This window comes from Amycolatopsis sp. NPDC051903 (genome assembly GCF_044452505.1).
Classification (GTDB): Bacteria; Actinomycetota; Actinomycetes; order Mycobacteriales; family Pseudonocardiaceae; genus Amycolatopsis.
Genome location: NZ_JBITBT010000059.1, coordinates 36,981 through 49,238, shown reverse-complemented (window position 1 = coordinate 49,238; position 12,258 = coordinate 36,981). Strand labels below are relative to the sequence as shown.

General features: G+C 73.0%; 12 protein-coding genes. 7 read left to right on the top strand and 5 right to left on the bottom strand.

The annotated features are described in order from the left end of the window. The first annotated feature begins 435 nt into the window (after positions 1–435). The 6 genes from ACIA77_RS49725 to ACIA77_RS49700 all read left to right on the top strand — a co-directional run bounded on the left by ACIA77_RS49725 (position 436) and on the right by ACIA77_RS49700 (position 6,181). Positions 436–2,055, top strand: a complete 1,620-nt coding sequence (locus tag ACIA77_RS49725) for an ABC-F family ATP-binding cassette domain-containing protein (RefSeq protein ID WP_395893233.1) — start codon at positions 436–438, stop codon at positions 2,053–2,055. Between the two features lie 109 nt (positions 2,056–2,164). Continuing rightward, positions 2,165–2,599: a hypothetical protein gene (locus ACIA77_RS49720; protein ID WP_395893232.1), complete on the top strand. Its 435-nt coding sequence runs from the start codon at positions 2,165–2,167 to the stop codon at positions 2,597–2,599. A 25-nt stretch (positions 2,600–2,624) separates the two neighbouring features. Continuing rightward, entirely contained in the window at positions 2,625–3,707 is a 1,083-nt protein-coding gene (locus ACIA77_RS49715) for a sensor histidine kinase (protein ID WP_395893231.1), read from the top strand. Beyond that, complete coding sequence (locus tag ACIA77_RS49710) at positions 3,704–4,312, top strand: response regulator (RefSeq protein ID WP_395893230.1); 609 nt, start codon at positions 3,704–3,706, stop codon at positions 4,310–4,312. Before ACIA77_RS49715 ends, ACIA77_RS49710 begins: the two co-directional genes overlap by 4 nt. Before the next feature lie 101 nt (positions 4,313–4,413). Next, positions 4,414–5,388, top strand: a complete 975-nt coding sequence (locus ACIA77_RS49705) for an NmrA/HSCARG family protein (RefSeq protein WP_395893229.1) — start codon at positions 4,414–4,416, stop codon at positions 5,386–5,388. A gap of 67 nt (positions 5,389–5,455) precedes the next feature. After that, a complete protein-coding gene (locus ACIA77_RS49700) occupies positions 5,456–6,181 on the top strand; it encodes a class I SAM-dependent methyltransferase (protein ID WP_395893228.1) in 726 nt (241 codons plus the stop codon). Positions 6,182–6,187: 6 nt separating this feature from the next. Here the strand turns inward: ACIA77_RS49700 and ACIA77_RS49695 are convergent, their stop codons facing one another. From ACIA77_RS49695 to ACIA77_RS49675, 5 genes are all read right to left on the bottom strand, one after another. Beyond that, entirely contained in the window at positions 6,188–6,979 is a 792-nt protein-coding gene (locus tag ACIA77_RS49695; RefSeq protein ID WP_395893227.1) for a MerR family transcriptional regulator, read from the bottom strand. A gap of 15 nt (positions 6,980–6,994) precedes the next feature. Then, positions 6,995–7,483, bottom strand: a complete 489-nt coding sequence (locus ACIA77_RS49690; RefSeq protein ID WP_395893226.1) for a VOC family protein — start codon at positions 7,481–7,483, stop codon at positions 6,995–6,997. A gap of 34 nt (positions 7,484–7,517) precedes the next feature. Beyond that, entirely contained in the window at positions 7,518–8,570 is a 1,053-nt protein-coding gene (locus ACIA77_RS49685; protein WP_395893225.1) for a zinc-binding dehydrogenase, read from the bottom strand. Between the two features lie 420 nt (positions 8,571–8,990). Continuing rightward, entirely contained in the window at positions 8,991–9,428 is a 438-nt protein-coding gene (locus ACIA77_RS49680) for a VOC family protein (RefSeq protein WP_395893224.1), read from the bottom strand. 142 nt (positions 9,429–9,570) lie between these two features. Beyond that, on the bottom strand, positions 9,571–10,698 hold the full coding sequence (locus ACIA77_RS49675) for a hypothetical protein (protein ID WP_395893223.1): 1,128 nt from the start codon (positions 10,696–10,698) through the stop codon (positions 9,571–9,573). 210 nt (positions 10,699–10,908) lie between these two features. Between ACIA77_RS49675 and ACIA77_RS49670 the strand changes: the two genes are divergently transcribed. Then, positions 10,909–12,204 (top strand): multidrug effflux MFS transporter, encoded by a 1,296-nt coding sequence (locus tag ACIA77_RS49670; RefSeq protein WP_395893222.1) that lies wholly within the window; start codon positions 10,909–10,911, stop codon positions 12,202–12,204. Positions 12,205–12,258 lie beyond the last annotated feature (54 nt).

The window sequence follows — 12,258 nt, the reverse complement described above, 5'->3', positions numbered from 1 at the left end:
CTCCGGTGCGCTGGCGGCACGCCGCCCGAGCGGCTCCGGCGCTCGGCTGGGCTCCCGGCGTGGGGGGGGGGGGGGGGGGCCCCGCCCCCCGGCGGGGGGGGGCCCGCCGCGCCCCCCCCCCCCCCCCCCCCCCCCCCCGCCCGCCCGGCCCCCCCCCCCCCCCCCCCCCCCCCCCCCCCCCCCCCCCGGCCCCGCGTGGCCGGAATCGAGGCGCGTCCACACCGGCGTCGCTGATAGACTGGCGGACGCACGTGATCACGAGGGACAGGGAGCTGACCACCGCGATGGTGGCTGAGGACGACATCTCCGGGTGAGCCCGGCGACGACAGCGGTGCGCTCGTACGCGACACCGCACCTCGTCGTGTCCCCCTCCAACAGCCCCTGCACCCTTCCGGGCTGCCCCCGTGCGCCCGCATCGCGTCTGTGAGTTCCGCCATGTCCCAAGCTTCTGTCGTCGGCACCGGCCTGTCCTTCTCGTGGCCGGACGGCACCTCGGTGTTCGACGACCTGTCCTTCACGCTCGCGCCGGGCCGCACCGGCCTCGTCGCGCCCAACGGCGCCGGCAAGAGCACGCTGCTCAAGCTCGTCGCCGGCGAACTGTCCCCGCGGGCCGGTTCCGTGGCGGTCGACGGCCTGCTCGGCTACTTGCCGCAGACGCTGCCGCTGGCCGGTGAGCCGACCGTGGCCGACGTGCTGGAGATCGCGCCGATCGTGCGCGCGCTGGCCGCCATCGAGGCCGGCGACGCGAGCGAAGAGCACTTCACCGCCGTCGGCACCGATTGGGACATCGAGGAGCGCGCCCGCGCCGACCTCGACCGGCTCGGGCTCGGCGACGTCACGCTCGACCGCCGCCTCGACAGCCTCAGCGGCGGCCAGATCGTGTCGCTCGGCCTCGCCGCCCAGCTGCTCAAGCAGCCCGACGTGCTGCTGCTCGACGAGCCGACGAACAACCTCGACCGCGACGCCCGCCGCCGCCTGCAGGCCGTGCTCGGCGACTGGAAGGGCACGCTGCTGCTGGTCAGCCACGACCGCGACCTGCTCGACCGGATGGACCGCATCGCGGAGCTCGACCACGGCTCGCTCCGGCTCTTCGGCGGGAGCTTCACCGAGTACGAGGCGGCGAAGCAGGCCGCGCGCGAGGTCGCGGAGAAGAACGTGCGCTCGGCCGAGCAGGAGCTCAAGCGCGAGAAGCGCGAGCTGCAGCAGGCGCGTGAACGCGCGGCGCGGCGCGCGTCGACCGGCGCCCGCACCGGCAGCGACATCCCGCGCATCGCGCTCGGCAACATCAAGCGGCGCGCGGAGACGGCTGCGGGCAAGGCCAACGACATGCACGCGCAGCGCCTCGACGCCGCCAAGGCCCGCTACGACGAGGCCGACCGCGCCGCGCGCGAGGACGACACGATCGTGTTGTCGCTACCCGACACGGCCGTGCCCGCCGGACGCACCGTGTTCCACGGCGAGCGGCTGCGCGTGCGGGACCTGTTCGCCGGTGAGGGTGCGACGCTGGCGATCCGCGGGCCGGAGCGGATCGCGCTCATCGGCGCCAACGGAGCCGGCAAGTCGACACTGCTGCGGCTCGTCGCCGGGCAGCTCGAACCCGACAGCGGCCTGCTGACCAGGGCCGACGGTCGCGTCGCGTACCTCTCGCAGCGGCTCGACCTGCTCGACGACACCCGCACGGTGGCGGAGAACCTGCGCGCGGCCGCACCGCACCTGCCTGAGGCCGACCGGATGAACCTGCTCGCGCGGTTCCTCTTCCGCGGGCCGCGGGCGCACCTGCCGGTCGGCGTGCTCTCGGGCGGCGAACGGCTGCGGGCGACGCTCGTGTGCGTGCTGTGCGCCGAACCCGCGCCGCAGCTGCTGCTGCTCGACGAGCCCACGAACAACCTCGATCTGGCCAGCGTCGAGCAGCTGGTGAGCGCGCTGAACTCGTACCAGGGCGCGTTCGTGGTCGTGAGTCACGACGACCGGTTCCTGGCGGAGATCGGCGTGGGCCGCTGGCTGACGCTGGCCGGCGGCGCGCTCGCCGAATCGGGGCCGCCGCCGGGTTTCTGACAAATGTCACGGGCGAGGGATGCGCCGGCTCACTGCCGTGGGCCGGCGCGCTCGACCAGCATGGGTGGAGCACCAGGGGAGACCTCCACTCAGTCCGGAAAGGACAGTCATGAACGCCGCTTCCACCGCCGTGTCCCACGAAGAACTCAACCACCCGCGCAGCCTCTCGGCCTTCCGCACCACGAGACTGCTCGTCCTCGCGTACCTCACGCTGAGCGTGCTCACCGTCGGCGCCGTCGTGCTGCTGCGCAACAACCACACGATGGTCACCGACGCCGTGTGGGTGCGCACGGTGATCGTCGTGGCCAGCGCGCTGCTCACGCTGACCTTCACCCTCCGCGCGAGCAAGGGCTCGCGCCGCGCGTACCTGCGGCTGCGGCTCGTCACCGGGGTCATGCTGGTGGCGCTGGTCGTCATCGCCGCGCTGCCCGGCGCGTTCCCGGTGTGGCTGCGGGTCGAGCAAGGTGTGTGCGCGCTGCTCCTGCTGGGTGTGGTGCTGACCGTCAACGGGCGGCACCTGCGCTCGTTGTTCGCACGCTCCTGACCCGGATCCCGGTAGCGTGCCCGCCGTGGAAGACAACGCCGATCGCTGGGTGCTCGGGTGGCGCCGGTTCGTGCTCGACGCCGGCATGCTCGTGTACCCGGCGGTGACCGTGGCCGGTCTGGTCCCGCGCGGCGGCACCACGGCCGTGGTGGGCTGTGCGCTCGTGGCCCTGTTCAGCTGCTGCTACGTGGTGGCCGCGATCGCCGCGGACCGCCTGGCCCTGCGGGTGTTCTGGTGGTCGCTGGGCGCGCAGGCGGTGCTGTTCCTCGCCGTGTTGCCGTTCGCGCAGGCCGACGCGTTCTTCCTGGCCGCGGTCGTCGTGGCGTTCCTGATGCGGCTGCTGCGCGGCCGGGCGGCGGTGCTGGTGCTTCTGGGAGCCGGGCTCGCGGCGATCGTGGTGCCGCCTGCTGTGCCGTCGTGGCACTCCGGGCCGGGGTGGTCGCAGGCGATCGCGCTCGTCTTCACCGCGCTGATGGTCTACGCGTTCTCCGAGGCGGTCCGCACCAACCGCGCGCTGGTCGAGGCCCGCGCGGAGGTGCAGCGGCTCGCCGCCGAGGCGGAGCGCACCCGGATCGCCCGCGACCTGCACGACCTGCTCGGCCATTCGCTCACCGCGATCACCGTCAAGAGCAATCTCGCCCGCCGGCTCGGGGAAACGGGCTCGGACCGCGCGTTCGAGGAGATCGGCGAGGTCGAACGCCTCTCGCGGCAGGCGCTCGCGGACGTGCGCGCCGCCGTGTCCGGCAGCAACCAGGTCACGCTCGCCGGGGAGCTGGCGCGGGGCCGGGAGCTGCTGCGCGCGTCGGGGGTCACGGCGGTGCTGCCGACCGCGACGGACGTCGTCGACGGCGCGCACCAGGAACTCTTCGGCTGGGTCGTGCGCGAGGGGCTCACGAACGTCGCGCGGCACGCCCGGGCGACCAGCTGCACGGTCACGCTCTCGGCTTCGGAGGTGGAAGTGCGCGACGACGGGGTGGGCGGGCCGCGGCCGGCCGGCAACGGGCTGCACGGACTGCGGGCGCGGGTCGCCGAGGCCGGTGGCCGCATGGAGGCCGGGCCGGTCTTGCCGCGGGGCTGGCGGCTGTGCGTGTCGATGGGGGAACTGTGACGATCCGCTTGCTGCTGGCCGACGACCAGGCGCTGGTGCGCCAGGCGTTGTGCGCGTTGCTGGAGCTGGAGGACGACTTCGAGGTCGTCGCGTCGGTCGGGCGCGGGGACGAGGTCGTGGACGCGGCGGTGGCGCACCGCCCCGACGTCGCGTTGCTGGACATCGAGATGCCCGGCCTCGACGGGCTGGCCGCCGCCGCGGTGCTCGCCGAGCAGGCGCAGGGCTGCCGGGTGGTCATGCTGACGACCTTCGGCCGCGCGGGTTACCTGCGCCGCGCGATGGAGGCCGGCGCGGTGGGCTTCGTCGTCAAGGACGCGCCGGCCGAAACGCTCGCCGACGCCATCCGCCGGGTGGTGGCGGGGGAGCGCGTGGTGGACCCGGCGCTGGCCGTCGCGACGCTGGCGGCGGGGGAATCCCCGTTGACCGCAAGGGAACGCGACGTGCTGATCGCCGCGCGCACGGGGGTGTCGGTGGCCGAGATCGCGGGCACGCTCTACCTGTCGGAGGGCACCGTGCGCAACTACCTCTCCGCGGCGATCGCCAAAACGGGCACCCGCAACCGCATGGAGGCGCTGCGCGTCGCCGACGAGCGCGGGTGGCTGTAGGTCCCCACGTCGTGGGTACCCACGACGGGTAGAGGTGCGGACGGCTCGCCGGGGACAGCCTGGACTCGTCAGGACAACTGGGACGAGAGAGGCAGAAACCGATGACGGACAAGAAGATCATCGCGGTGGTGGGGGCGACCGGGTCGCAGGGCGGTGGTCTGGCACGCGCGATCCTCGACGACGCCGGCGGGCCGTTCACCCTCCGCGCCGTGACCCGCGACGCGTCGTCGCCCGCGGCCGAGGAGCTGGCGGCGCGCGGCGCCTCCGTGGTGGAGGCGGATCTGGACGACGAGCAGAGCGTGCTGCACGCGTTCTCCGGTGCGTACGGGGCTTTCGTGGTCACGAACTTCTGGGTTCAGCGCACGCCGGAAGAGGAAGCGGCGCGCACGCGCGCGCAGATGGAGCTGGACCAGGCGGCGATCGCGGCCCGCGCGGCCAAGGCGGCGGGGCTGAAGCACGTGGTCTGGTCCACGCTGGAGGACACGCGCCCGCACTTCGAACACCAGGGCACCGAACTGCCGACGCTGCTGGGCGAGTACAAGGTGCCGCACTTCGACGCCAAGGGCGAGGCCAACCGCTTCTTCACCGAGCTGGGCGTGCCGACGACGTTCCTGGAGACGACGTTCTACTACGAGTCGTTCCTCATCGGCCAGGGCCCGCACCGCGGCGCCGACGGCAAGCTCGCGCTGACCAACCCGATGGGCGATTCCGTCATGGCGCTGGTGGCGTCCGAAGACATCGGCCGCACGGCCTACGGCATCTTCCTGGCGGGTCCGAAGTACATCGGCCGCACCGTCGGCCTCGCCGGCGCGCACTACACGGGTGCCGAACTGGCCGCCCTGTTCACGAAGGCGCTGGGCGAAGAGGTCGGCTACCGCCCGCTGACCCACGACGAGACCCGCGCGGGCGGCTACCCGGGCGCCGTCGAGATCGGCAACATGTACCAGTTCTACGCCGACGCCGCGGACTCGTTCATCGAGTCGCGCGACCTCGACCGCGTCCGCCGCATCAACCCGCGGCTGAAGCCGCTGGAGGAGTGGTTGCGGGAACACAAGTCCGAGATCCCGCTGGACTGAACCGCTCACCGGGACCGGCCGGGCTTTCCGCGGCCGGTCCCGCCCGGGCCGTGCCACGATGGGTCAGATGGCACTTCCCGATCCGGTCCCGGCGAACGACTACGACACCTTGGCCGAGGGCTACTCCGCCGAGAACCAGACCAGTCTCCAGAACGCGTACTACGAACGGCCCGCGACCCTGGCGCTGGCGGGAGAGGTGGCCGGACGGCGGATTCTCGACGCCGGCTGCGGCGCCGGCCCGCTGTTCGCCCGGCTGCGCGACCGCGGCGCGGTGGTGACCGGCATCGACGCGAGCGCCGGGATGCTGGCGCAGGCGCGACGGCGGCTCGGCCCCGACGCGGACCTGCGGGTCGCCGACCTGGCCGACCCGCTGCCGTTCGCCGATGCCACGTTCGACGACGTGATCGCGGCCCTGGTGCTGCACTACTTCGAGGACTGGGGACCCACGCTGACTGAAGTGCACCGCGTGCTGAAGCCGGGCGGGCGGCTCATCGCGTCGGTCGACCACCCCTACGCGGTCCACATGATCCAGCGCGAGGAAGGGCAGAAGACCAACTACTTCGAGACCTACGAGTGGACCGAGGAGTGGACGTACGGCGGCCCGCCCGTGCGCATGAGCTTCTGGAACCGTCCGCTGCACGCGATGACCGACGCGTTCACGGCGGCCGGCTTCCGGGTCTCCGTCATCAGCGAGCCCCCGCCGTTGCCGGAGGTCCGTGAGCTCTTCCCCGACGCGTACCGCGCGCTCACGACGAACCCGAGCTTCCTGTTCTTCGTGGTGCACGCGGACTGAGCCGGGTCACTCCCAGGTCGCCGTCGCCGGGTCGACGCCGTGGGCTTCGGCGTTGGCGTTGATGGCGTCGCGCAACCAGTTCGCCAGGTCCGGGGCCAGCTCGCCGTAGTAGGCGGCGAACCCTTCCTCCGGCGAGGAGAGCAGGCGGCCGAGGCAGACGTGGCGGGCGTGCGGGCAGTCGAAGTACCCGGCCACGGTGGCGCGGTGGCGTTCGGCGAGGGCGTTGGCCTCCGGGGAGCCCGGGAGGACGCCCGTCCGGCACGCGGCGGCGAGGTCGGCGTTCAGCTCCTCCGTGGTGGCTGCGATCTCCTGCCAGTCCTCGGGGCTCATGGTGGCGGCGCGTTCGGCGTACTGGGCCCACTGCGGGCTGTCGCCCCAGCGGTCTTCGGCTTCACCGACCCACTCGGGCCGCCAGTCGGAGCCGAAGATCTCCACCTGCTGCTCCGGAGTCAGCTGCATCCCCGACTTCGTGGCGGCGAGCATCGTGTCCACAGCGGACACCATCGTCTGCAGCCGCGCGATCCGCTCCACGAGTTCGCTGCGCTGCCGGCGCAGGTGGGCACCGGCGTCGACGGCCGGGTCGTCGAGGAGCCGGCCGATCTCGGCGAGCGGGAAGCCCAGCTCGCGGTACACGAGGACCCGGTGCACCCGGGCGACGTCGTCACCCGAGTACACCCGGTACCCCGCGTACGTGCGTTCGCTCGGCCGCACGAGCCCGATCGCGTCCCAGTGGTGCAGGGTTTTCACACTGACACCGACGAGTGCGGCCGCCCGGCCGACGGTGAGGCCTTCGCTCATCGGGCCAGTGTGGCGTCAGCCGCGCGGGACGTCGATCCCGACGGCGCGCAGCTGCGCGGCCTGCTCGCTGTCCGGGTCGATCGGCCGCGCGGCCGTCATGACGACCCGCGTGTGCTCGGGCGTCACGATCGTCAGCTCGAGGGAGTTCCACGGCTTCTCCTCCGGCCCGCTGGTGCAGCCGGGCCGGAGCTCCTCGCACCGCTTGGCGATCTCGTCGAGCTGGTCCGGCACGCACGCGAAGCTGATGCGCACCCCCGACGGTTCGGCGGCCTCACCCGGCAGGAGCAGGACGTCCTGGAACGCCCAGCGCCGCAGGTGCGTGATCTGGCCCGGGATGGAGAACAGGTCGATGAAGCCGAGGCCGTGCAGCCAGAAGTCCTTGGACTGCTCGAGATCGGCGGTCGGGAGCATCGGGAACATGGGCATGCCGTAGATCTCGCGGTAGGGCTCCGGGGCGACGGCGTCGAGGGCGGGCAGCGGGACGGGACTGGTGTATTCGTTCACGTCCCCGATGCTCAACCCTCCTGTCGCGTCAGGGTCAAGGCTTCAGCAGCACCCGGATCGGGTTGCCCTCGTGCTCGCGCAGCCGCCGCACGCCTTCCTCGGCCTCCTCCAGCGGCAGGACGGCGCTGATCGAGCCCGACACGTCGAGCCGCCCGCGGGCGACGAGTTCCACCAGATCGGCCAGGTGCGACATGCGGTACCCGAGGTGGCCGACGACCGTGTGGCGGCGCCGCACGAAGTTCATCTCCGCACCCAGCGTCAGCTTGTCGGGTGACATGCCGACGAGCGCGAGGCGCCCGCGGTGGCCCAGCGCGCGGTCGGCCTGCGCGATGCTCGACGCGCGGCCCACGCAGTCGAACGCGACGTCGAGACCGTGGCCGCCGGTGATCTCGGCGAGCCGGTCCGGGGTTGCGTCGTCGAGGGGGTCGAGCACGAAGTCGGCACCGAGGCCCAGCGCCCGTTCACGCGCGGCGGGCAGCGGATCGAGCGCGACGATCGGCGACGCGCCGGAGATCCGCGTGAGCTGCACGAGGTGCGTCCCGAGGCCGCCGAGGCCCCAGATGCCGACGGACTCCGCGACGCGCAGGCCGACCGTGTCGAGGGCGCCGTACGGCGTCGAGACGGCGTCAGCCAGCACCGCGGCCTGCTCCAGCGGCACGTGCTCGGGCACGCCGACGAGGGTGGTCGCGGGCGTGACCACGTACTCGGCCCACGCGCCGTCGTAGTCGAACGCCATGATCTCGAGCCGCTCGCACACGTCGATCCCGCCACCGTGGCGGCACTCACGGCACGACCCGCACGGCCGCCCCGCGGCGACGACCACGCGGTCACCGGGCGCCCAGAAGTCCACCTCGTCCCCGACCGCGGCGACCGTACCCGCCGTCTCGTGGCCGGGCGTGATCACCGGCAGCCGCGGCGTGAAGTGCCCGTCGAGCTGCGTCAGGTCCGAATGACAGATCCCACACGCGGCGACCCGCACCACGACCTCACCGCGGCCGGGCGCCGGCACGGGCACCGTCTCCACGGTCAGCTTCTTCGCCTCCGCGTCGAACCGCGCCGCCCGCATCGTGGCCGGAAGCCCGCCCATCGGAAACCCTCCTCGTGTCAAGACCCGTGCCCGGACCCTAACGACGCCTTCCCCCGACGATCAACGGATTCGGCCCTTCCGGCCTCCCGGTGTGCCCTCGGCTGTCCTGTGTGGACCGTGCGGGGGTGGTGGTGGGTTTGGTGGGTGTTGTCGGGTTCGCGGTGCCGGCGGGGTGGGTCTTGCCGGCTTGGCCGTCGGTGCCGTAGCAGCAGTGCTGCAACGACTGTGAGAAACCGCCGGAGCGCGGTGGGCCTGTCCTCCGGCCTGGACTGCTGTCAGCCGCGGTCCTGCGTGCCTTTGGTGGCGCGGTGCACTGCCCGCGCGGCGCACCAGCCCCGGCGCGGCGGACCACTGGGGAGCGGCGGACCGCTCAAGTGCGGTGGACCACTCAAGCGCCGTGGACTGCTCAACCGCGCCGGACTATTCGAGAGCGGCCGTGAGCTCGAGGTGGATGCCGTCCGGGTCGTCGATGGACAGGATGGCGATGCCGAACGCCGGCAGGTTCCGCAGGGTGCCGTGGCGGACGTCGGTGCCGTCGAGGCGTTCGGCGGCTTCGCGGAGTTCGGCGAGGGAGCCCAGGCGGAAGCTGACGTGGTCCAGGCCCACGCGTTCGGACTCGAAGCGGTCGGTCGGGTCGGCGACCGGGCGCAGGCCGAGGATGAGGGTGTCGTTGCCCAGTACGACGCCGCCGTAGAGGGCGTCGGGATCTTCGCGCACGGCGGGGTCCTGCGGGCTGCCGGGCGATTCGGCGACGACCCGGAAACCGAGCACGTCCTGGTAGAAGGCGCGCGAAGTCTCGAGGTCGGTCACGGTGAGCCGGAGGTGGTGGACGCCGCCGAGGGCGGTGACGATCGCCATGGTGGGCCGCCTTCCGCGTCAGGTCCGCCGCCCCCGCGGCGGCGGTGCCCTTCTTCGACGCTAAGTCGGCGGCCAACGCGCCGGAAGTGTCCGGGTCCGCCCAGTTCTATACCGCGTTCGACGGCCCTGTCCGTCGGACAGGTCACGGCCGCGGTGTCGTGGCCCGCTCAGGAGTGACCGCGGCCCACCGCGCCGCGAGGTGCTGGCCGACCGCTTCACCCGACTGGTTCTGCAGCGACCGCAACCCGCGCCGGTAGCGGCGGTACTTGTGTGCGGCGACGAGGCCGATCAGGCCGAACACGATGCCGCCCGCGACGTTGGTGTGGGAGGACGACCCCGTGAACACCACGTTCGTCAGGTCCGGGAAGAAGGACAGCACGGCGATGGCCAGGCAGACGATCGCGACCACCAGCACGAAGCCGGGGCCCTTGAGCCCGACGCCGCCGCGCATGGCCGTGGTGCCGGCGCGCACGTCGCTTTCGGCGGAGCCGCGGCTCTCCGCGGCAGCCGGCCCGGCCCGGCCGGCCCGGGCCACGACCAGCTCCAGGACCTGCTCGGGGTGCGGGTCCCGCAGTTCCAGCAGCCACTGCCGCTGGTCACCCGCGAGCCGCAGCACGGGCTGGTCGCCGGCGCGGCCGAGCTGGGCGTGCGCGAGTTCGCGGTACGGCATCCCGGGACCCCGGCCGGTGGGCCCGCCGAGCTTTCCGGGGGCGCCGCGCACCACGCGGTCGGCCTGGACCAGCAGCCACCCGTCGGTCAGCCGGACCGCGACTTCCGTGCGCGCGGCCGCCAGATCCCGGCCCAGCGGCCGGTTGAGCACGACGCGCGCGAGCCGCCCGCAGCCGTAGGCCCACACCACCGCGACCGGCGCCGTGACGAGCGCGCGCCAGCCGGCCCCGGTCCCCAGCGCGGTTTCGATCGCCCCGGAGGCCAGCAGCTCCAGCCCGAGCAGCACCCCGGCCCACCCGAGCACCGTCGCCCACACCGACGGCCTTCGGTGGAACGCGACCACGAACCCCAGCACGAGGACGGCGTAGGGACTCAGCGCGCGCAGCACGGCGCCCGCCCCCAGCGTGGGCGGCGCCGAAGCCGGCCCAGGCGTTGCGACGGCCCATCCCAGCGCCGCGAACGGCACCCCGAGCCCTGCCAGCACCAGCACGGCCGCGCCCAGCCACCGCACCGGCGTTCCCGTCCCCTTGGGCAGCGATTCCAGCACCACGCCACTGTCCCACGCCGGCGCTTGCCCGGACGGGTGATCATGATCGTCCACTGTGGACGAATACGGCGTTCCGGAAGACGGGCCGTTCGGCCGCCGTTCACCGTCCCGCCGCCCGGCGGCAACTGGATCACCGCAGGTCGTAGCCGCGCGATCACCGGTGGTCACAGTGCGCGGATCCCGCTGTGATCCGGGGGAGATGTCGGAATAGCCGGGTCCCGTTCGTCGTAGAGGTGTGGTGGCTACCGACTGAGGGAGAGAGCTGTGACGAACAGGCTGGAAGCCGAACCGAGCACCGCGGTGCCCGCAGGGGGCGGGCAGCTGAAGCTGGTGCTCGTGCTGGGGGCATTGGTCGCGCTCGGCCCGTTGTCCATCGACATGTACCTGCCCGCGTTGCCGCGCATCGCGCAGGACCTCGTGACGTCCGAATCCACCATCCAGCTCACGCTGACCGGCACGGTCCTCGGGCTGGGGCTCGGGCAGCTGCTGGTGGGGCCGCTGTCCGACGCGGTCGGCCGGCGGATCCCGCTGGTCACGGGGACGTTGATCCACGTCGCGGCGTCGCTGCTGTGCCTGGTGGCGCCGAACGTCGAGCTGCTGACCGCAGCTCGCGTGCTGCAGGGCCTCGGCGCGTCGGCGGGTGCCGTGCTGGCGCTGGCCGTGGTGCGCGACCTCTACACCGACCGCGGGGCGGCCAAGCTGCTGTCGCGGCTGATCCTCGTGATGGGCGTGTCGCCGGTGCTCGCGCCGACGATCGGCAGCGCCCTGCTCAACTGGACCGAGTGGCGCGGCGTGTTCGTGGCGCTCGCCGTGATCGGCGCGGCCAGCGCGCTCGCCGCGGCGCTGCTGCTGCCTGAGACGCTGCCCAAGGCGCGGCGCCAGCCGTGGCAGGCCAAGGCGACGCTGAGCTCCTACCGCGGGCTGCTCACGGACCGCTCGTTCGTCGGCCTCGTGATCGTCGCGGGGCTCGCGATGGCCGGGCTGTTCGCGTTCGTCAGCGGCGGTTCGTTCGTGTTCCAGCAGCAGTTCGGGCTCGACCAGCAGCAGTTCGGCCTGATGTTCGGCGCCAGCGCCATCTGGCTGATCGCCGCGACGCAGGTCAACGCGCGCCTGATGAACCGCTACGAACCGGCCCAGGTGCTGCGCGTCGCGAGCGTCGCGGCCGCCGTTTCGGCGGCGATCCTCGTGCTGACGGCCGTCACCGGTTTCGGCGGGATGTTCGGCGTCGCCGTGCCGGTGTGGGTCGTGCTGTTCTTCGCCGGCCTGATCCTGCCCAACGCGCCCGCCGTGGCCCTCGACGCGCACGGCGACAACGCCGGCACCGCGGCGTCGCTGCTGGGTGCCGTCCAGTTCGGCATCGGCGCGGCCATCTCGCCCGTCGTCGGCTTCCTGGGCAACAACGCTGCTGCCATGGCCATCGTCATGTTCGGCGGCCTGGCGCTCGCCGGCGTCGTGCTGTGGACCGTCGCGCGCCCGTGGCAGGTGGCGGTCCCGGCCGACACCGCCGAGCTGACCGGCTCGCCCGAGCCGCAGCCGGTGGCCTGCGCCGAAGCCGGCTGACGCGGGTCTGATCACCCGGAGGCCGTCGGGCGGACAGCCGTTGGTAGGTTCTGC